Here is a 21,019-nt window from a genome sequence, read left to right as displayed (position 1 = left end):
GGGGCGCTCTAACCGAGCGCCCCTTTTGATAAACATCTCTATAAAGTGCGGCTTAGACTGGTTGCCACTCAGGAAAGACAACCTCTTCATTCTCCAGCATTTTGGCTAGATTTTCCGCCATCTCTGTCAATCGCTCCAGAGAGTCTGCCTCGACTCTAGCAACCAGTGCCGGTTGGGTGTTGGAGACACGCACCAACCACCACCCCCCTGGCTCTTTTACCCGCACGCCATCCAGATCCGATACTTCACCTTGCCCCGCATCCAACACCTGTTTTTTGATACGGTCCATCACCTGAAATTTACGGCTATCGGCACACTCAATACGTAACTCGGGTGTGGCATAGATCTTTGGTAAACCACTTAAACGTGAAGCCAGCGAGGTACCCTCTGCCCCCAATAAAGAGATTAGACGGATGGCCGCATAGAGCGCATCGTCATACCCATAATAGCGGTCTGCAAAGAAGAGGTGACCACTCATCTCACCAGCCAGCAGCGCCTTGCTCTCTTTCATTTTGGCTTTCACCAGAGAGTGGCCTGTCTTCCACATAATAGGCTTACCGCCAGCCTCTTCCACAGCATCAAACAGCTGCTGAGAGCATTTGACATCGCCCAAAATGGAAGCACCAGGATGATCCGCCAGAATTTCCCGGGCAAACAGGATCATCAACCGATCCCCCCAGATAACCCGACCATCTCCATCAATCGCCCCAATACGGTCACCATCCCCATCAAAGGCGATCCCTAAGTCCGCCCCCCAGGATGCTACCCGCTTTTTTAAATCTTCCAGATTAGCCGGTACTGTGGGATCTGGATGGTGGTTTGGGAAGGTCCCATCCACCTCAGCAAACAGCACCTCACCCACCACACCAGGCAGGGCATTGATGAGATCTTTAGCCACCGCACCCGCAGCCCCATTGCCACAATCCATCACCACCTTTAGGGGTCGTCCAGGTCGGAAATCAGCCACCAAACGATCAATGTAGCTTTGACGCAGATCCACCCGACTAACCGAGCCCCCCATGCGGGGTAGAGGACGCTCACCCAACATCAGCCGCTGGGCCAGATCCTGAATATCCTGCCCAAAAAAGGAGAGCCCCCCCATCATCATCTTCATACCGTTGTATTCCGATGGGTTGTGGCTACCGGTTACCATAATGGCCCCATCCGCATGGAGCTTATGGGAGGCATAATAGAGACCCGGCGTGGGTAACAGACCGACATCCGATACTTTGGCACCCGCCTCAGCCAAACCCGCCATCAAGGCACTGGAAAGCGCTGGCGAGGAGAGGCGTCCATCACGCCCTACAACCACATGTGGTGTATGTTTGTCCCCTTGTTGGGCATCGCGAATGCGTTCGGCAAACAGAGCACCCCAATGACGTACCACCTCTTCAGATAGCTCGCTATGGGCAATCCCCCGAACATCATACTCACGGAACATGTGGCTTGGGGCTAGCGTCATGTTTATCGTCCTACACCAATGTAATCAAAACCTTGGGCGTTCATAGCCTCAGGCTCATAGATATTGCGTAGATCAAAGAAGATATAACGACCGGCTTCGTTGCTCTGCATCCCTTTTTTAATACGTGCCAAGTCCAGATTACGGAACTGGTTCCACTCTGTCAGGATCACCACCGCATCAGCCCCTTCACAGGTACTGTAGGCATCCTCACAATAGCTGATCTCAGGCATCATCTCCTTGGCCTCATCCATCCCCTCAGGGTCATAAGCTTTGACCGTGGCACCATCACCAGCCAAAGCAGGCAAAATGGTTAAGGAGGAGGAGTCACGCATATCATCGGTATTGGGTTTAAAGGTTAACCCCAAAACGGCTATGGTCTTGCCGCGCAGTTTATTATCCATCGCCTCGCGGATTTTGGTGATCATACGCTGCTTCTGCCACTTATTGGCCTCGATCACATTTTCCACAATGGTAATGGGAGTGTTGTGATCCCGTGCCGTATTGGCCAGCGCAGCTGTATCTTTAGGGAAGCAAGAGCCACCATAGCCAGGACCAGGGTGTAGAAACTTACGCCCAATACGGTTATCCAGGCCCATACCCTTGGCGACATCATGAACATCCGCCCCAACTTTTTCACACAGGTTCGCCACCTGATTGATGAACATAATCTTCGTCGCCAAGAAAGCATTACCTGCATACTTGGTCAGTTCAGCCGTGGCAATGTTGGTAAACAGAATGGGTGTTTCAATTAAATAGAGCGGGCGATAGAGCTCTTTTAAACGCTCAACCGGACGCTCCGAGTCCACACCAACCACCACACGGTCAGGACGCATAAAATCTTCAATGGCCGATCCTTCCCGTAAAAACTCAGGGTTGGAAGCCATGGCAAAATCGGCATCAGGGTTGGTCTCACGAATGATCTCTGCGACCCGTTGTCCCGTACCTACAGGTACGGTGGATTTGGTCACCACAACGGTAAAGCCGTTCATGGATTTTGCGACATCACGGGCAGCGTCAAACACATAACGTAGATCAGCCGCCCCATCACCCCGGCGCTCAGGTGTACCGACCGCAATGAAGACCACATCACTATTGGCCACCGCTTCGGCGGTGTTGGTGGTGAACTGCAGACGACCTGCATCCTTATTACGCACCACCAGTTGATCCAAACCTGGTTCAAAAATTGGAATTTCTCCCTGATTGAGTCGATCAATCTTGGAGACATCCTTATCCACACAGGTGACGTCCACCCCAAACTCGGAGAAGCAGGCCCCGGAAACCAAACCGACGTAACCGGTACCAATCATGGTGATGCGCATGGCGACTCTACTCGTTTCGTTGAATGGTAAACTTTCATCAGCCCCACACGGGCCGATGGATACAGTGGTGCTTGTATGCAGTTAACATACCGATAGATGACCGTCGCCACAATGGATGGAAATGTGCCTTTTCCATGTCAATTCAAGGTATACGGCACAAAGAAGATGACAACTTTATGAAAAAAAAGTGGGGGATGGATGCACAAAGCACCCTATGTTCGAGAAAATACGACAGATTTACCCTAAGTAGACTTAAGCAGGATAGGGCAATGATCTCGTCATATCTCTGAGTTTAGGCTCTCTTTTCTAGGGGGGTGAACGTCAAGAGCTAGGTATCAGACCTGGGGACAGCCACACTTGATGGGATTAAAAGTTGGGATTTTGGCTGTTCAGAAGAGCCTAAGCCAACCGTTGACTTTGTTTAAGCCAACAAGCCAAACAGGCATAAAAGCGCACCCTGCAAGGTATGCTGCCAGACAAGCCATATCAAAGCGGCATAAACAACCCTACAGTTATGGGGTCGCGATGCACGTGCATCTCACCAACCCTTTGGGGTCGATCAGTAAACATCCAGGCCGGATGGTATAAAAAGGGGGGCTATTGCCTGAAAAAGACCGCGCAGCCTCTTCATGACGCACAGATCCCCCCCATACAGATATCGCAACCCCCCTTGGGCATTAACCCAGGAGCTGGCCCACTCTTCACCTCATTTTAAGAGTTAAGTGGGGGCAACCGGTTCATGCGCCAGGGCCCACCACCAAGCCCAGCCAACGGTTGCAGGTCAGGAAGGCATGACATCACCAAGCCAAACAACCGCTTGGTCCATAACTAAACGGCCATAGATGGATCATGCTCCCCATCTATGGCCTTTCTAGCGCCTAGGTCTTAGACCAATCCGCCAGGTTGGCTTGGATAAACTCCAACATTTTTCCTTTGAGTTCATCCCGCTCCATGCTTAATGCCAGAGACGCCATTTGGAAACCAGCTTTATCCCCACAGTCATACCGGGTGCCATCAAAACGGAAGCCATAGATCGATTGTGTTTTAAGCAGCTCTGCCATGGCGTCGGTCAATTGAATTTCACCCCCAGCTCCACGGGGAATGGTTTCCAGCAGGGTGAAAATTTCTGGTGTTAAAATGTAGCGTCCAATAATCGCCAAATTGGAAGGTGCTTCGGCTGGATCCGGTTTTTCCACCAAACCTTTGACAGGCCAGACACCATTCTTCTCAGCGCCACCATCCAAAATGCCATATTTGTTGGTCTGGTCAGGATCAACCTCCATAACCGCCATCATACTGGATTGTAGCTGCTCAAAACGCTCCACCATCTGCTTTAGGACTGGCTTTTGAGCATGAACCAGATCATCAGGCAGAATAACGGCAAACGGTTCATCCCCCACCAAATAACGGGCACACCATACCGCATGCCCCAAACCCAGTGGCTCCTGCTGACGGGTTGCAACAACCGTCCCCGCATCCGGGATCGGTTCATGGGAGATACTGAGCAAAACCTCTTTACCACGGCGGCGCAAAGTATCTTCCAGCTCAAACATATGGTCAAACTGGTCCATCAGCAGGCTTTTACCCCGACCGGTCACCAGAATGATCTCTTCAATCCCTGCGGCCCAAGCCTCCTCCACGGCATACTGAATCAGTGGGGTATCGACCACCGACAGCATCTCCTTAGGCACCACCTTAGTGGCGGGAAGAAATCGTGTACCAAGACCTGCAACTGGAAAAACTGCCTTACGAACCTTCATCACACACATCCTCTGCAAGGGACAGAAACGAAGAGCTACCGTAGAAGACCATAAATAACAAAACGCCCCGTCACAAGGAACGGGGCGTTTTGAGCTTACTTATTCTGTACCGCAGTTGCCGTTAGTTATTCTGGGCGCCCTGACGGATCCACTTACGGATGGTATCAATCTCACACTTGGTCAAGCGACGGCGGTTATGGGGCATGCGGATACCCGCTTTACCACTCACCAGCACCAACAAATTACTCAACAACGGCTTACCAGGCATCACCACAGGTGCATACTGCTGGCCCGATTGGGTACGGGTCCGCAACTTGACGCCGCGCATCAAACCTTCATAGGTTTGCAGATCTAAACCACTGTAGACCATACCAGGTCCACCTTGGACATGGCACTCTAGACAGCGGTAGGTGATGATGGGATAGACATCCTCCTTAAAAGAGATCTCATGCTTATCAGACGCAACCGCGCTGCCACTCATCAAACCCAAGGCCAGTGCCATACCAGCCAACAGGGAACGCATACCAACTTTCTTCGCCATCTTGAGTTCCTCTCGTCGCAAATGCTCAGAACGATCCAAAAGCCACACAGCCGGTTGACCATCATGCAAAAAAGTACCGGCGTGTACGAACCAAAATATACTTGATCATGGCTATAGAGGATCATCCCTCTATAAACCCACATCAGAATTCAGGTCAGAATTCAGACGCCTCAGTGTAACAAGTGATGCTACATTATAGCACACTTAAACCATGTATATCACGAATGAAGCCACTTCTCCCGAATGGGCTACAATCACGGTTTTTATAACGCATCATCCATCAAAAAGCCATAACATCCTTATTTTTTGTATGAAACAGCATGTACTAATATGGAACTTGATCTCTGTAAGGTTTTGTATCGACCGAAATTTCTATTAAAAAGTGGCGGACTTCAAAAGCAGAGGTTTTTCCTAGTATCAACCACCAATGGGGAGCGAAAAGAGGAAAAGCTTGGCTCCTTTCTCCGCTAACGGTATGCTGTTGGATTGATGAATTTATCCATTTTGGTCCTTCTGGAGCTTCGAGCCTGTCATGTCCAAAGGTTACTTTGGCGCCTTCGGTGGCGCATTTATCCCTGAAATTCTGCACCAAACCTTCTCTCAGCTTACAGCGGATTATGAAGCCGCCCGAGCCGATGCATCGTTTTGGCAAGAATATCTGGAGCTGATGCGTAACTACTCTGGCCGCCCTACGCCCCTAACCTATGCTGAAAATCTTTCCAAAGCCCATGGTAACCGCAAGGTCTATATCAAGCGGGAAGATCTGAATCAGACAGGCGCCCATAAAGCCAACAATGTCATGGGCCAAGGCTTGCTGGTACGCCGCATGGGTAAAACACGGGTTATTGCGGAAACCGGTGCGGGGCAGCACGGCGTAGCTACCGCCACGATGGCTGCACGGCTAGGCTTGGAGTGTACCATCTACATGGGTGCCAAAGATGTGGCCCGCCAACGTCCCAATGTCTTCTGGATGGAACAGATGGGGGCAACGGTTATACCTGTAACCTCTGGTTCACAAACCCTAAAAGATGCCGTTAATGAAGCCATGCGCGACTGGGTTGGCAGCATGGATGAGACCCACTATGTCTTGGGCACCGCCTGTGGAGCGCACCCCTTCCCTGAGATGGTCTCCTGGTTCCAGTCGGTTATTGGTCATGAGGCCAAAGCGCAAATCTTGGAGCAAGAGGGCCGCTTACCCGATCATGTCTATGCCTGTGTGGGGGGTGGATCCAACGCCATGGGGATCTTCCAAGGCTTTTTGGACCACAAAGAGGTTGAGCTGATTGGCGTGGAGGCCGGTGGTTTGGGGCTGGATGGCCATAACCATGCCGCACGGATTGCTTCGGGTAAAAGCACCGTGGGCATTGCCCAAGGCTATAAAACCTACTTCTTGCAAGATGGTGATGGCCAGATGCGTCATACCCACTCTGTTGCAGCTGGTTTGGACTATGTGGGGGTTTCGCCCATCCTTGCCGACCTGCACGACAGTGGCCGGGTCCGTTTTGAAGCGGCCACCGATGTGGAGGTCATTGAGGCGCTAAAACGAATGGTGAAATCCGAGGGGATCATCCCTGCGTTAGAATCCAGCCATGCTGTTGCGGGTGCCCTTAAGGAACTGCCCAACCTAAAAGAGGATGCTGTGGTGATCATCAACCTCTCTGGCCGGGGTGATAAAGATATCTTTACCATTGCCGATGCATTGGGGGATGCCAAGTGGAAAGCCTACATTCAAGAGCGGGCTGCCATCTACGCGGCAGAAAAGGGAGAAGAAGCATGAGTCGCCCCAGCGCCCTGGCGGGCACCATTAAGGCCAAGTTGGACAAACAGGATATTCTGTTAATGTCCCACATCGTCCTGGGTTATCCCTCCTTGGAAGCCAACCGTGAAGTGATCAAGGCCATGGTTGAAAATGGTGTGGATCTTATGGAGTTGCAGATTCCGTTTTCTGAACCCATTGCCGATGGTCCAACCATTGCTCGCGCCAATCAGGCCTCTTTGGATGGTGGTTTTAAAGTCAAAGAAGGGTTGCAGTTTATTCGTGAGGTAGTTGCCGAGTTCAAGATCCCTTTTTTAATTATGACCTACACCAATATTCTTATGGCCTACGGTATGGAGAAGTTTATTACCGAAGCCGCCGATCTTGGTGTGAAGGGGTTAATTATTCCTGATATTCCACTGGAAGAGGCCACAGACCTGATTGCACAAAGCCGCCAAGCTGGCATGGATTGGGTACAGTTAATGACCCCAACCAGCCAGGATGAACGCCTGGTTAAGATCGGTGCCGAGGCCGATGGATTTGTCTACTGTGTGGCCCGCCGGGGTGTGACCGGTGGTAAAACAGCCTTTGATGACAGTGTTGGAACCTTTATTAAGCGTTGCCGCGTGGCCACCCATGCCCCATTGGCTGTGGGTTTTGGGGTACGTAGCCCTGAAGATGTCGCCTACCTAAAAGGCAAAGCAGAAATTGCTGTCGTGGGTAGCGCTGCTCTGGATCTGCATGTCAAAGAGGGTGCCGAGGCCGTGGGTCAGTTCTTTAAGGGGTTGCGCGGTTAACCCCCTGCACACCCCCCCTGAGCACAAACCCAACATTGCGTCTTACCCTATGGCGTGATTATCGGGCCCAAAACAACAAGCCAACCCTGGCTGTATGTTGCATGTTTGGCTCCACACATCTTTTTCTGGCGTAGCCAGAGATACATGGGTAACCCCCGGTATCTCTGGCCTACCCCCAGACCCTTTGCCCACACAGAGCCAACAGAGACTTTAACCCCTAAGCCCGCCCATACACGCTTTAACACGCGTAAAGGCTGGAGCCGCTATGTACGCCCTACGTTCATGTTTAGGTGGGGGTGTCCACCACGCTGCGCTTGACCCATGGTGTTCATGACCGTTGCAAAAGAGCTCAATGAAACCGAAGTATGGAACCCTTCGTTTGGTAGCGTATGGTCTAGAATGAAGGGTAAGAGGTGCAGAACCCCTCGTTTTGGTAGCGTATGGTCTAAAACAAAGGGTCATGGGAAGCGGAAAGTTCAACACAGGGTTATCAAGCAGAAGAGCCCTACCCCACTGAGAAAACCGGGGTTAACCCGCACCACCCTCAAACAGATGAAATCTATTGGTTGTCCAGCCCCAGTGAAGCAACCCGCTGAGCCAATACATGGACCCGAACTGGCTTGGTCAATACATCGTCCATACCAGCTTCACGGCAAGCCAGTAGTGTATCTTTGAGTGTATCAGCCGTTAAACCGAGTATGGGTACACGCCCTTTACCTTCCGCTGTTTCAAATTCACGCAGCATACGGGTTGCCGTAATACCATCCATACCCGGCATGCGGATATCCATAAGAATAAGATCATAGGAGGCTTCCTGCGCTTTGACCAAGCCCGTGGCGCCATTTTCTGCCACGTCCACCTTATGCCCAGCACTCTCCAGCAGCTCGACAGCGACCATTTGGTTAACCGGATCATCCTCCACCAGCAACACGCGCATGGGGAAGACATCATCCGGATCAATCGCCCCTTCTAACTGTTCAGGCTTCAACTCAACAGGGGGTAATGAGAGGGTAAAGCGGAAGGTACTGCCCTGGCCTTCCTGGCTCTCCGCCCACATCTCACCACCCATGACCTCAACCAACCGTTTACAGATAGAGAGCCCCAAACCGGTACCGCTATGGTGGCGGTTCACCGCACTGTCAGCCTGACAGAAGGGGTCAAAGACCCGCTCCAGATCCGCAGCCGCAATACCCACCCCGGTATCAACCACCTCAAAGCGTAAGGAGACCCACGCAGGTAGTATCTCTGGCTCATCATCCAAACCCCATAAATGGACAGCCACTTCACCTTGATGGGTAAACTTCACCGCATTGTTGGTTAAATTAAGCAAAATTTGGCGAATACGAACAGCGTCCCCCAGCAGGGCTGGAGGGATCCATCCTTGCGTTTGGTGCGATAAAACCACCCCTTTTTGGGCAGCATTCTCAGACAGACAAGCACAAACATCTGCCATCATTTCCAAGGGTTGAAAAGGAACTTGCTCTAAAACCAACTGGCCTGCTTCAATCTTGGAAAAATCAAGAATGTCATTCAGCAGATCCAGCAGTAGATTGGACGAGCGGCTAATAAGGGTCACCTGCTCCTTCTGTTTGAGATCCAGCTTACTCTCCTGCAGAGCGGATAGCAGACCAATAATACCGTTGAGGGGTGTACGGATCTCATGACTTAAGGTAGCGAGGAATTCACTTTTTGCACGGTTGGCCCGTTCTGCACTCTGTTTGGCTTGTAAGAGTGCGCGCTCGGTACGTTTACGCTGGGTAACATCAATGATGGAGCCTTCCAGATAGTCCGCCTCAGGATAGAGAATCGCACTCATCTCCGCAAAAAAGTGGCTGCCATCGGCTCGAATGAGCTCTGAATCAAAACTCTCCACCCGGCCATCCCGTTGCAGGATTTCAATAAACCGGGCCCGAACCTTTGGATCGGCATAAGAGGAGATGGGATCATGCAGAGCGATCATCTCCTCCACACTCTCAAAGCCAAACATCTGCACCAACGCTGGGTTGGCCAAGATCACCCGCCCCCCTTCAACCGGGGTACGGAACAGCGGCACCAATGAGGCATTGAACAAATTCCGAAAACGCAGCTCACTGACCTCCAGCTCCTGGGTACGATCCAGGACCCGACGCTCCAGATCATCATGGGCCCGTTGCAGGGCTCTTTCTGCCTCCTGGCGCTCGGCAACCTCCTGTTTTAGGCGTACCGTACGGCTGTGTACTTTGCGGTTGAGTAAAAAGTTAAGCAACAGCAGCGCGATAATAATGCCCACAACCACCCAAAAAGCTTGGGTAATCCATGGAGGCAACATCGACTTCTTTTTCTCGCCCCCAAGCCAGCGGTTAAACACTTCATAAAATGCTGAGCTTTTATTGGCTTTCATGGCCGCTAAGTTGGCTTCCAAAGTCGCCAACAACATCCCATGTTTACCTTCCGGTACCGCCAAGGTCACCTCAACAGGGTTAAACACAATAGGGGTGGCACTGACATGAAAACGGCGGCTTTGCACAGACCCTACCAAGCGGTTAACCACACCGGCATCTATATCCCCTTTTTGCACCGCATCCAGCACATAGTTATAGCTGTCAAACATCTGCATCTGCACATTGATGTCAAACTTTTTGACCAGCTCCATAAACTTAATGGCATAGATATCCCCTTTAAGCCCCCCCACTTTTTTACCATCCAAATCTGGAAACGATTGGATGGAGCCTGTCTGACGGGTAAAGACCTGCCCCCAGTTGACAAAAAAACTCTCTTTACTGAAATCCATGGTACGGTCACGGGCTGGGGTATAGGCAATGGCCCCGAGTAGATCCAACTCCCCCTTTTGCAGCTGCTCGAGCAGCTCGCTCCATGTCCCATAGCGGTATTCGATATTCCAGCCCTCACGTTGGGCAATAATCTCGATAACCTCTTTGTAGAGACCTTGGACCTCCCCTTTTTCATCCAGAAAGATCATGGGTTTGTTTTGATAGACCCCGACAGTAATGGGGTTTGGTGCCGCTGTGGCCGTATGGATAAGCGGAAACAGTAAACCCATAGCCCAAATAAGGCCGATGAGAAAACCATGGCGAATGCAGTTCAGACAACCCATGAGAAAACCTTTTAAATGCGGAAATCAATCATCTTATTTTATGCCCATCGCTACTTTAACATACATTGAATCGGCCCATGTGCATCAAATCTTTCTCACACATGGTTCAACGTGCACGATCCTTTTATGGGGCATAGCGGCTACGAAGAAACCTCTAACTAAATATTAAATCGTGTTGTTAAGTGAGTATTTGAGCCAAACGACGGGTCGCATCTGCATCGACCGTCATGTCCAAAGGCAGCGGATTAAACGTCGTGGCAATGTGCGCCAAGGTCTGGCCCAACTGGGGATGAACCCAATCTGGTGCCAACTGGGCTAAGGGAAGGGCCAAAAAAGCGCGCTGGGGCAGATCTGGATCGGGAATACGCAGAGGGGGGGCTTGAATCACCTGGTCGCCCATTAAGGCGATATCCAAGTCCAACGTTCGAGGTGCGTTGGGGTTTTTACCCCGTACACGTCCTTGGGCTGCCTCAACCTGACGCAACAGATAGCGTAAATCCCAAGGTTTAGGTGCCTGTTTAAGCTGCAAGGCACCATTTAAAAAGGGCGGATCTCCAGGTGCCCCACCCAGGGGTTCAGAACGGTACACCGTGGAGATGGCAACAATACCCAGCCGTTCATGCAGCTGTTGCAGCCCCTGCTGAAGATGGATATGGGGATCAATATTGGCACCAAAAGCAATGAGCAGCGGTCCATCACACGGCACCATTTGTAGAGGGGCTGAACCCTTCTTAGCCATCCTGGCCCCGCACCACGGTCACACCCACCGATCGAGCAAAGCGCAGTGCGCCTGGCTTTTCTACCGTGACCTCACACAACTTGACCCGTGGATCCTCCAAACCAAGCTTGGCAATGGCCTCGGCCATGGCTTCCACCAAAAAGAAAGAGGAGCCCTCGACCAACTCAATAATCTTTTTATTCAAGCTCTTATAATTAACGGTATCATCAATATCATCCGATGCACCCGCAGCACGTAGATCGACATGTAACGTACAGTTGATCACCACATCCTGTAGGGTGGTACGCTCCCAATCGATAATACCAATGATACAGCGCAGCAAAAGATCTTTAATTTGAATACGGTCCAACGGTTGTTGCGTCGTCATGATGGTTTAACCCACGTTTTATAGATGTTCGCCGCCATCCACACAGATCATCTGCCCGGTGACAAAGCCATTTTGAATAAAATAGAGCACCGCCGCCGCCACCTCTTCCGGTGTTCCACCCCGTTGCATGGGTGTCGTGGCGATAAGCTCATTAAAATAGCCCTCTGGCTCACCCGCCGCAGGCAAAATCGGTCCTGGTCCCACACCGTTGACACTAATCTGCGGTGCCAACTCCGCCGCCGCAACCCGTGTCAGGCTCCATAAACCACCCTTTGCCGCATTATATGCCAAATGACCCGGAGGCGGCGCCAAAACACGGCGGTCTAGGATATTGACAATGCGTCCAGGTTTGTCGGTATGGCGCGGTGTCGGCCACTGCTGGGCAAAAGCCTGCATCAACAGCATGGGGGCTTCCAAATTAATGGCCATATGGCGTCGCCAACTTTGGGCGTCCTGATCCAACACCCCGCTACGCTCAAAAATCGCCGCACTGTTGACCAACACCTGTACGGGCCCCATTTGCTCCACGACACGAGGTAACAAATGTTGCGCCTGATCCCAATCACTCAGATCTGCGGCAAACGGTATTGCCCGGCGACCCAAGTTGTGAATATGCGCACAACAGGCCTGAGCTCCTGCTTCCGAGCCGCTGTAGTGGACCGCTACATCCATACCAGCTTTCGCCAGCGCTTGGGCGATCACCGCACCAATGCGGCGTCCTGCTCCTGTGACCAAGGCTGTAGAGCCACGCGGGTCCATGAACCAAACGCCCTATTTGGAACTGTGGGAAAAAATATCGTGGTCATTCCAACCCAGTAGATCCAACTCAACCCGTGTCGGTAAAAAGGCCATGGTTTGTTGCGCCAGTGCCATACGCCCCTCACGCTTGAGCATCTCAACCAGCTTGGCCCGTATCTCAACCAAATAGATGACATCACTGGCGGCATACTGGAGCTGTTCAGGGGTTAGCGTCTCCGCCCCCCAATCCGAGGATTGTTGCTGTTTATCCATCTCCACACCCACCAGCTCACGGCTGACATCCTTCAAACCATGGCTACCTGTATAGGTGCGCACCAGCTTGGAAGCTATTTTGGTACAGAACACAGGGTTAATGTGGATGCCCAACCATTTTTTCATGGTGGCCAGATCAAACCGGGCAAAGTGAAAAATTTTCTCAACCTCTTGGGCCTCCATCAACAGCTTTAAGCGAGGCGCCTGATAGTTGCGGATCTGTACAACACTTACCTCACCGGCAACATCACACATTTGCACGACACATAGGCGGTCTCGATTAAAGTCCAATCCCATGGTCTCGGTATCAACCGCCAAAAATGGGCTTTTCATATAGCGCTGCAACTGCGCTTCATCGATATCATCTACAAATGCGTTGATGGCAACAGGATCACTGGTCATGGCCTGGATACTCTCTTAGCAGTGAAGGCTTATAATCGCCCAATGGGGTGTTCATACAAGATGAAGAGAAAAATTTACAAATCAGACCCGTTAGCAACTTTTGCATTCAATCCGGTTGATCTGCTACCCTATGAGATGGGAAGTTACCATAATCTGACCACCATGGCATAGGGGCGTTTGCCATCAATTGGTGCAAATATGGTTAAAACCCGATAACTATCAAATACTCATCACTACCTCTTAGGTTTGGAAGGTTGAGCCAAATGGCACGGGACAACTTTACCCAGAAACAGCTGGACAGCATTAAAGATCAATTGTCCAAATCCCTTGGCGATAAATCTGGCAAGGCATTGGAAAATCTTGATAGTCGCTTCACTGCACGTGAAGAGGAGGTGATTGTTGAGGCCAACCCCGATGTTATGGATGATCAAAGTGCCACCGGTGGTTTTAAACCCGGTTCCAAGATTGATGTGGACGAGGTCATTGCTGAAGGCAAAATGGCACCACTCATTGGTACATTGGCACCTCTGGTCAAAATTGAAGACAAAAAGGCTGACCTGCGCAAAGTGGTTGAAGCGGTTATCAACCACCCAGAAGTCAAAGCCTATAACCTGGTCGAAGCCCTAACGCGGGTACGCAAAAATTCAGATATGGTCGCCTTGTTGGTGGATCAGGTCGTCGCCCGTAAAGGGATCAACCCTCTGATTGATGCGTTGAAAGTCTCCGGGGTCAACAAAGTGGCCATGCAAAAACTGGCCGCGGGTATTGCAGAGATGGGTACCATCAACCATCTGCTCCGAGCCATCGCCTCCTGCCCGAAAAATCAGGAAGAGGTGGAGATCACCCTCACCATGGAAGTGATTGGTAAAGGGGCACTGGAACAGATGCTTGAGGCCATTAAACTGATCGATCCCTTAAGCCCCGGTGCGGTGGTTTTGGCAACCGGTGTAGCCAACGTTAAGTCGCTGCCGGTAGAGCCCTGTGTACGGGCACTGACCGCGGTTAAGGATAATGAAGCAGGGGCACAGATCCTGGCCAAACGTCTGGTGGAGATGGTTGAAGTACCTGCGCTGGTCTCGCTGCTGGAAAAATATGTGACAGAGACCACCCCTGCTGCTCATGTGGTGGTGACACAGTTGATCCACAAAGTGATCATTCAACCCAGCCGTAATAAAGAGCTGGTTAAGGCAACCAAAGCGGTTCGTGGTGACTCTCTGCCCGCACAAATGTTGGCCACAGCCATTGTAAAATACTGTGAAAAAGAGGTATGGGAGAAGGTCTATCCCCGTATGGGGGGCCACAACTCCAAAGTCATTCTGGCCTGTGCCTATGGCAAAAAAGGTGGCATGTTTGGCACCATTAGAAAGCTTGGTAAAGCTGGCTATGATATGAGTAAACATACCGGTGAAGCCAACAAGCTCATGAAAGAGGCCTGGGACCGCTGTGAAGTGGTCGCCCGTGAGGTTTTACAAGTTGAGCTGGGTAAGAGTGACGACGACGAATAGAAACGAAGAGAGCGGCCACCCACACCGTTGCTCCGGTGGCCGCTCTCTTTGCTTTGCCTGCCACGCGGTCTAAAAAGCAGAACCTGTTTGAGCATTTTTTTAATCAAACATGGTGGCTGATGGAGAACTTCTCTCCTCTACCCCTCCTCAAACCTATTTTACACTTCCCTATTTATCAGAGGGGCATTCAGCCCGTGACAGAGACCATGCGTACCCCCCCTTTTAGACAGGTTTTTCTCATTCTATTGGTGTTTTGCCTTCTGCCAATGAGCATGACCCATGCGGCGGACAAAAAGGGAAAACGTGCTAAACGCCCCCCTTCCCTGGTGGGCATTACCACCCTTAAAGCAGCACCAGCTACCGAAAAAATCCGGTTTAGCGGTTCCGCAGAGGCTGTTACCCGTAGCCAACTGGCCAGCCGTGTCGCAGGCAGTGTGCACCGTGTTTACCATCAACTGGGTACACAGGTTAAACGGGGCACCAAACTGCTACAACTGGATGGCCGCAGCGCCCTACTGGTTCAATATCAACGGGCCGGTGAGCTAAGTGTAGAAAAAGCACGTCTAAAGCAAGCCCTGTCATCCTTACAGCGCAGTCAATCGCTCCGTCGTAAAGATGTGGTCTCTCAACAAAAAATAACCGATCAGGAAGCGGACTTGGCCGCAGCCCGTGCCCGCGTGGCAACTGCGGAAGCGCAGCTAAACCAGGCCAAAACCGATCTCAGTTACCATACGGTTTTTGCACCTTTTGATGGCACCATCGTGAGTCGCCCTCCTGGTCCTGGTAGTTGGGTTGACCGGGGAGAAACCATTTTAACCCTGCTCGACAGCAACCATGTGGAGTTACGCTTTCAGCTGCCCACACGGTTCGCGGATCAAATGCCCCATGCGCAACAGGCCATGGCTGAGTTACCTGCCCACCCTGATCATGCCCCATGGCCGATTTCACTCCAGGCGACGCTGCCAGAAAATGATCCAGAAACCCGGCTCAGAACAACCTTATGGAACTGCCCAGCCCCCTGCCCAGCCCAACCGGGACAGAGTGTCGCCATGCAGGTTACCCTAAACCACCCCAGCGCTGTGCTACTGCCCAAAGATGCACTCACTTTAAGTCCCTCTGGTAATAAAGTATGGGTGGTGGACGATCAGAATAAGGTTAAAGCCATTGTGGTACGCAGTGGGCCTGCCCGTGGTGCCTATCTACGCATTAACGAGGGGCTGACAGCGGGTATGCAGGTGGTTGTGAACGGTAATGAACGGTTACGCCCAAAACAGACTGTACGCCCCGTTCAAGCTGAGGAACACCAACCATGAAATTGGTTCAGTGGTTTGCCCGCCATCCCGTTACGGTTGCTTCTGGGGTTCTTCTGCTGATCCTGTTTGGTTTGCTCTCCCTCATGCGGATTCCCGTACAGTTAACGCCAGATATCCGTAAGCCGACCATCTCTGTCATCACCAACTGGTCCGGCGCCGCCCCCAGTGAAGTTGAGAGCGCCATCACCATTCCCCAGGAGAGTGTGCTCAAATCCATACCTGGCCTGGATCGCATCAACGCCAACGCCAGCCGTGGACGCTCCCGTGTCATCCTGCGTTTTAAAAACGAAGTCGACCTGGACTCGGCCCTGTTAATGGTCAACAACCGTCTGCAACAGGTCCGAGAGTACCCAGACGAAGTCGACCGCCCATCCATTCGCACTTCAGACTCCGACGACCAGCCCATTGTATGGATGGCCATGCAGTGGATTGATCCAGATGATCCACGGGAAGTCGCCCAAAATTTTACCTTTGTTGAAGAGGTGGTCCAACCGGCCTTGGAGCGGGTACCTGGTGTTGCCACCGTCAATGTCTATGGCGGTCGACCACGGGAGTTACGGATTACCGTACAACCGGAGCGTCTGGTTGCTTATGGTATTGCCACCGATACGCTTATTAACATTCTCCGTGCTGAAAATCAGGATATCTCTGCCGGACGCTTGGATGAAGGTAAACGGGCCTATTTGGTCCGTACCACCGGTCGCTTTAACACCCCAGAACAGGTCGCCAATGTGGTGGTGGGGCAGCGTCTGGGTAGTCCTGTTACCATAGGTGAGATTGCCGACGTAGATTGGGCGTATCGGGAACCCACCGTCTATGTCCGTGCCCTGGGTCGCCCCTCCCTCACCCTAAACTGTGTACGGGAACAAGGGGCCAATGTCCTTAAGGTGACAGAAGATATTCATAAGGCTATTGATACCCTTAACCAGCTGCATCTCAACCCTCGTGGCTTAGAGCTGAGCATCCGCTATGAGCAGACAGAGTATATTCATGCTGCATTGGATCTGGTGAGAAACAACTTGGCACTGGGTGGCTTGCTGGCCATGTCCATGCTCATGCTGTTTCTGCGCTCAGGGTCAGCCACCGTGATTATTGCCTTGGCTATTCCCATCTCCTTAATCGGGGCTTTTGTCTTGTTGGAGGCCATGGGTCGAACGGTCAATGTGATCTCACTGGCGGGTCTGGCCTTTGCCGTGGGTATGGTGGTGGATCCCGCCATTGTGGTGCTGGAAAATATCGTACGTCACCGTCAAATGGGGCTGCACCGTTTTGAAGCCGCCGTGGTGGGTACCAAACAGGTTTGGGGGGCCATTTTTATTGCCACGGCCACCACACTGGCTGTGTTTGTTCCCATTATTGGTCTCAAAATTCAGGCTGCCCAACTGCTCGGGGATATCGCGGTGGCACTCTCAGCTGCGGTCTTTTTCTCGCTACTTGTAGCCGTGGCGGTTATTCCTACCCTTGGTGCCCGCTTGGGGCGCTCTAAGACCATTGCCCCCCAGGATGAAGAGATTCAACATCATGGCTTTAGCCATGGGGTATCGCGCATTGTGGCGACGATCAACCGTAGTGTGATGCTGCGTTTTCTTGTTATTGGTGTGGTTGCGGGGGGGGCGCTTTGGTATGCCATGGCACGTCTACCGGCTGCTGAATATTTACCCAGCGGAAACCGTAATCTGATCTTTGCCATGCTCATCCCCCCTCCAGGGTACAACCTGGATGAGATGACCCGCCTGGCAGAGGGTGTTGAATCCCACATGCGCCCCTATTGGTCAGACACCCCACCGGATGATGTGGTGCGCATGCGGCAGTTTTTCTTTGTCTCCACCCCCAGTCGCTCTTTTATGGGGGGTGTGGCCGATGATCCTGAGCGGGTTAAAGAGTTGATCCCCGTGATCAAAGAACCCCTGGGTCAGATACCGGGTATGATCGGCATTGCCCGTCAGAGCAGTCTGTTTGCCCGCGGTAGTGGTCGTGGTCGTTCTTTGGAGCTGGCCATTACTGGTGAGGATCTGGAACAGGCTGCAGCTGTCGCCCGCCAGCTTTTTGGTAAAGTGCGCAAGGTTATCCCCGGCTCTCAAGTACGCCCACTGCCTGGGTTAACGCTGGGTAATCCTGAGCTAAGGGTGTATCCCGATCGCTTACGTGCGGCAGAAAATGGGTTAAGTACCCAGTCCATTGGTCGGGCGGTAGATCTGTTTGCCGACGGCTTGAAGGTAGATGATATTCAGGTAGGTGGCCAAGAGCTGGACCTTATGATCCGGGGGCGTGAGGATCGCCTTTTTCATACGCAGGATCTGGAACAGCTACCTCTCCTGACCCCCAGTGGTAAAACCATTCCTTTAAGCGCCGTGGCCGATGTGCGTATTGAACCCGGTCCACCGGCCATCCGCCATGTGGACCGGGAACGGGCCATTACCCTACGTATTATTCCACCCGGTACCATGGCCATGGAAACCGCCATTGAGAAGGTACGTAACGAGCTCATGGCACCCGCTATGAAGGATCTTCCATCTGGGGTGGGTTTACGTTTGGCCGAAGGGGCAGATGCCCTGGAAGAGGCCAAAACGGTCATGACCCAACAGTTTCTGTTGGCGATGCTGATCACCTACCTTTTAATGGCGGCACTGTTTGAATCCTTCCTCTACCCTCTGGTGATCATCATTACGGTTCCCCTGGCAGCAGCTGGTGGTGTTTTGGGGTTGGAAGCACTCAATCTGGTTCGTCATCAACCCTTGGATATTCTAACCATGCTGGGGTTTGTAACCCTCATTGGTATTGTGGTGAATAATGCCATTTTGATCATTCATCAGGCGCTGAATTTTATGCATGAGAAGGGCATGGAGCATGGACCTGCGGTGGTGGAGTCTGTTCGTATTCGTGTTCGACCCATCTTCCTCTCCACCTTTACCTCTATTTTGGGGTTGGCACCCCTTGTCCTTTTCCCTGGTGCGGGTTCAGAGCTCTACCGTGGTTTGGGCTCCGTGATGATGGGGGGGCTTTTGACCGCCACCCTTTTCACGCTCATTGTGGTACCCGCTCTGTTCTCATTGGTTATGGATCTAAAGGCTCGGTTTGTGAAGGAAGAGGCTTTATAAGTGACAGGACCCTTTAACGAAGACAAAGCACCCGTGCTTAAGCCGATTCGTGGAAAGCTGCTTGGGTGAATCAATCCTAAGAGCCCTCGGGATGTTGGGTCGGGGAAACAGAAGAGATTTCACCTTGCCTACAAAAACCTGAGAAAGGCATATTTGGTGGTGTATCGACCAACCAGAATGGCTAGAAGTCTGTTTATTTCCCGTGGTTTTAAAGCCAACCTAAACACACGCTATTGATCATATGTCGAAAAGGTGACTTGTGGATAACTCACTCGAAGCACTGTTAAGCCAGGGCAAATACCAACAGGCTGAACAGCTCTTACAACATGCGATTACACAATCACCTAAAGATGACGCCCTCTATCTCTTAATGGCACGGGTACAACACCTTAAGGGAGATGTACAGGTAGAGTCAGCCTGCTGTCTGGAAGCCTTAAAACTGAACCCAAAAAATTTAGAGGCCGCGCTGGCCCTGGCCAAAATTCAATTAGACCAGGGGCAATACGTTAAAGCACAACACGTTCTTACCCCTTTTAAAGACACGGCCCAGCAGAACAGTACTTTTTTATATCTTTATGCAACCTTGCTGGTTTCATTGGGGCAACAGGAGGTGGGTATTGAAACCATGGCCCGCTGTATGGATACCTGGACCGGAGAACCGCACTTCTTGGCTCGGGCATTCAGTGTCTTAATGGCAACAACAAAATATGAACTTATTCAACCGATTGCAGATAAGCTTCATAAAAAACATCCTCACCTACCTAGTCTTAATTATCAATTGGCTCGGCTTAAACGAGCAACCGGTCAGATCGACCAAGCCAAGGCTGCCTTTGAAGAACTGCTCGAACAGGTTGAAGATCCCGCCATTCAATCCACAGCATTACACGAGTTAGGCCTTATTGCCGATAAGCAGGGCCACTATGAACAGGCCTATGACTACTTTCAGCGAGGCAATGCCTATGGGTTGGAGCAGGACCAAAAAAAGGGCTATAGCCTAACAGGCTATCCGGTACGGTTAAAAACCGCATCATTCCGCATGCAAAAGGTAAAAAACTGGAATGAGGCCCCTTTAACCCCCCTACCCTGGAAACCTGTCTTTTTGGTTGGTATGCCCCGCTCTGGCACCACGTTATTGGATCAAATCCTCAATAGTCATCGTGAAATAGCTGCCATTGAAGAGCGCCCATTATTACTCAGTGCTGAAGTGGCCCTGAGTAAACAAATTGGGGCGGACTACCCCAAACTGTTGGCGCACCAAACTGAGACAGCAGCCATTAATCAGGCCAGGCAGCACTATCAGGCTTATGTAGAAAACCATAAACAGCTGCCTGAGCAGACCAAGTGGATCATTGATAAATATCCGCTGAATATTCATCTGTTACCACTGGCCCGAATGCTCTTCCCAGAAGCCAAAATTCTGTTTGCGCTACGGCACCCTGCAGATCTGCTGTTAAGCTGTTTTATGCAGAACTTTCAGGCCAATGAAGCCATGACCCAGTTTCATAGTTTGGAGAGCGGGGCCAACTTCTATGAAAAGGTTATGCAGTTCTGGCAGCAGTTTGAAAAGCTCAATCTATTGCCGGTTCATTATGTAAAATATGAAGATATTGTGGCGGACCTGAATGGTCAAATTGAACAACTATGCCACTTTCTGGAGCTCGAAAAGCAGGATGCCATGCTCCACTACCACGAACATGCCAAAAAACGGGGTGTCATCCATACCCCAAGCATCAATCAGGTGACCCAACCCATCTATACCAGCTCCCGTAACCGCTGGCAGCATTACACCGAACAGTTGGAACCCATTTGGCCGGTGGTAGAACCCTTTATGGCACAGTATGGCTATACCCGCTCC

General features: G+C 51.6%; 15 protein-coding genes. 6 read left to right on the top strand and 9 right to left on the bottom strand.

All coding sequences use genetic code 11. From position 1 onward, the window contains the following. Window positions 1–52: 52 nt before the first annotated feature. The 4 genes from V5T57_RS19920 to V5T57_RS19905 form a co-directional block, all read right to left on the bottom strand. On the bottom strand, window positions 53–1,462 hold the full coding sequence (locus V5T57_RS19920) for a phosphomannomutase/phosphoglucomutase (protein ID WP_332893023.1): 1,410 nt from the start codon (window positions 1,460–1,462) through the stop codon (window positions 53–55). A 2-nt stretch (window positions 1,463–1,464) separates the two neighbouring features. Next, entirely contained in the window at window positions 1,465–2,781 is a 1,317-nt protein-coding gene (locus V5T57_RS19915; protein ID WP_332893022.1) for a UDP-glucose dehydrogenase family protein, read from the bottom strand. Window positions 2,782–3,659: 878 nt separating this feature from the next. Then, window positions 3,660–4,541: a UTP--glucose-1-phosphate uridylyltransferase GalU gene (gene galU / locus V5T57_RS19910; RefSeq protein ID WP_332893021.1), complete on the bottom strand. Its 882-nt coding sequence runs from the start codon at window positions 4,539–4,541 to the stop codon at window positions 3,660–3,662. Window positions 4,542–4,662: 121 nt separating this feature from the next. After that, window positions 4,663–5,082: a hypothetical protein gene (locus tag V5T57_RS19905; RefSeq protein WP_332893020.1), complete on the bottom strand. Its 420-nt coding sequence runs from the start codon at window positions 5,080–5,082 to the stop codon at window positions 4,663–4,665. A gap of 532 nt (window positions 5,083–5,614) precedes the next feature. Between V5T57_RS19905 and trpB the strand changes: the two genes are divergently transcribed. Continuing rightward, complete coding sequence (trpB, locus tag V5T57_RS19900; protein ID WP_332893019.1) at window positions 5,615–6,859, top strand: tryptophan synthase subunit beta; 1,245 nt, start codon at window positions 5,615–5,617, stop codon at window positions 6,857–6,859. Then, a complete protein-coding gene (gene trpA / locus V5T57_RS19895) occupies window positions 6,856–7,635 on the top strand; it encodes a tryptophan synthase subunit alpha (RefSeq protein WP_332893018.1) in 780 nt (259 codons plus the stop codon). Before trpB ends, trpA begins: the two co-directional genes overlap by 4 nt. Before the next feature lie 559 nt (window positions 7,636–8,194). On the opposite strand, the gene V5T57_RS19890 is transcribed toward trpA, so the two are convergent. The 5 genes from V5T57_RS19890 to V5T57_RS19870 all read right to left on the bottom strand — a co-directional run bounded on the left by V5T57_RS19890 (window position 8,195) and on the right by V5T57_RS19870 (window position 13,248). Next, window positions 8,195–10,729 carry an ATP-binding protein gene (locus V5T57_RS19890; RefSeq protein WP_332893017.1) on the bottom strand — a complete coding sequence of 845 codons (2,535 nt, stop codon included), beginning with the start codon at window positions 10,727–10,729 and terminating at the stop codon, window positions 8,195–8,197. 178 nt (window positions 10,730–10,907) lie between these two features. Then, on the bottom strand, window positions 10,908–11,468 hold the full coding sequence (gene folK / locus V5T57_RS19885; RefSeq protein WP_332893016.1) for a 2-amino-4-hydroxy-6-hydroxymethyldihydropteridine diphosphokinase: 561 nt from the start codon (window positions 11,466–11,468) through the stop codon (window positions 10,908–10,910). Beyond that, window positions 11,461–11,835 carry a dihydroneopterin aldolase gene (folB, locus tag V5T57_RS19880; RefSeq protein ID WP_332893015.1) on the bottom strand — a complete coding sequence of 125 codons (375 nt, stop codon included), beginning with the start codon at window positions 11,833–11,835 and terminating at the stop codon, window positions 11,461–11,463. The genes folK and folB overlap by 8 nt, the downstream gene beginning before the upstream one ends. Window positions 11,836–11,853: 18 nt before the next feature. Then, entirely contained in the window at window positions 11,854–12,594 is a 741-nt protein-coding gene (locus V5T57_RS19875; RefSeq protein WP_332893014.1) for an SDR family oxidoreductase, read from the bottom strand. A gap of 12 nt (window positions 12,595–12,606) precedes the next feature. Further along, complete coding sequence (locus tag V5T57_RS19870) at window positions 12,607–13,248, bottom strand: ribonuclease D (protein ID WP_332893013.1); 642 nt, start codon at window positions 13,246–13,248, stop codon at window positions 12,607–12,609. Between the two features lie 263 nt (window positions 13,249–13,511). Here V5T57_RS19870 and V5T57_RS19865 point away from each other — a divergent pair, with 263 nt between their 5' ends. The 4 genes from V5T57_RS19865 to V5T57_RS19850 all read left to right on the top strand — a co-directional run. Continuing rightward, the gene (locus tag V5T57_RS19865; protein ID WP_332893012.1) at window positions 13,512–14,753 is read left to right on the top strand and encodes a hypothetical protein; all 1,242 of its coding nucleotides are present in this window, start codon (window positions 13,512–13,514) and stop codon (window positions 14,751–14,753) included. 194 nt (window positions 14,754–14,947) lie between these two features. Next, the gene (locus V5T57_RS19860) at window positions 14,948–16,066 is read left to right on the top strand and encodes an efflux RND transporter periplasmic adaptor subunit (protein WP_332893011.1); all 1,119 of its coding nucleotides are present in this window, start codon (window positions 14,948–14,950) and stop codon (window positions 16,064–16,066) included. Beyond that, on the top strand, window positions 16,063–19,164 hold the full coding sequence (locus V5T57_RS19855; protein ID WP_332893010.1) for an efflux RND transporter permease subunit: 3,102 nt from the start codon (window positions 16,063–16,065) through the stop codon (window positions 19,162–19,164). The genes V5T57_RS19860 and V5T57_RS19855 overlap by 4 nt, the downstream gene beginning before the upstream one ends. Window positions 19,165–19,423: 259 nt before the next feature. After that, the coding region (locus V5T57_RS19850; protein ID WP_332893009.1) for a tetratricopeptide repeat-containing sulfotransferase family protein at window positions 19,424–21,019 on the top strand (1,596 nt) is incomplete at its 3' end.

Source organism: Magnetococcus sp. PR-3 (genome assembly GCF_036689865.1).
GTDB lineage: Bacteria > Pseudomonadota > Magnetococcia > Magnetococcales > Magnetococcaceae > Magnetococcus.
Note: the sequence above shows the minus strand (reverse complement) of the source record. Positions and strands in the feature narration are given on the sequence as shown.

Coding starts and splice junctions, on each gene's coding strand:
- folB (WP_332893015.1), bottom strand. CDS start 11,835: ATGACGACGCAACAACCGTTGGACCGTATTCAAATTAAAGATCTTTTG.
- V5T57_RS19875 (WP_332893014.1), bottom strand. CDS start 12,594: ATGGACCCGCGTGGCTCTACAGCCTTGGTCACAGGAGCAGGACGCCGC.
- trpA (WP_332893018.1), top strand. CDS start 6,856: ATGAGTCGCCCCAGCGCCCTGGCGGGCACCATTAAGGCCAAGTTGGAC.
- trpB (WP_332893019.1), top strand. CDS start 5,615: ATGTCCAAAGGTTACTTTGGCGCCTTCGGTGGCGCATTTATCCCTGAA.
- V5T57_RS19915 (WP_332893022.1), bottom strand. CDS start 2,781: ATGCGCATCACCATGATTGGTACCGGTTACGTCGGTTTGGTTTCCGGG.
- V5T57_RS19865 (WP_332893012.1), top strand. CDS start 13,512: ATGGCACGGGACAACTTTACCCAGAAACAGCTGGACAGCATTAAAGAT.
- V5T57_RS19905 (WP_332893020.1), bottom strand. CDS start 5,082: ATGGCGAAGAAAGTTGGTATGCGTTCCCTGTTGGCTGGTATGGCACTG.
- V5T57_RS19870 (WP_332893013.1), bottom strand. CDS start 13,248: ATGACCAGTGATCCTGTTGCCATCAACGCATTTGTAGATGATATCGAT.
- V5T57_RS19890 (WP_332893017.1), bottom strand. CDS start 10,729: ATGGGTTGTCTGAACTGCATTCGCCATGGTTTTCTCATCGGCCTTATT.
- V5T57_RS19920 (WP_332893023.1), bottom strand. CDS start 1,462: ATGACGCTAGCCCCAAGCCACATGTTCCGTGAGTATGATGTTCGGGGG.
- folK (WP_332893016.1), bottom strand. CDS start 11,468: ATGGCTAAGAAGGGTTCAGCCCCTCTACAAATGGTGCCGTGTGATGGA.
- V5T57_RS19855 (WP_332893010.1), top strand. CDS start 16,063: ATGAAATTGGTTCAGTGGTTTGCCCGCCATCCCGTTACGGTTGCTTCT.
- galU (WP_332893021.1), bottom strand. CDS start 4,541: ATGAAGGTTCGTAAGGCAGTTTTTCCAGTTGCAGGTCTTGGTACACGA.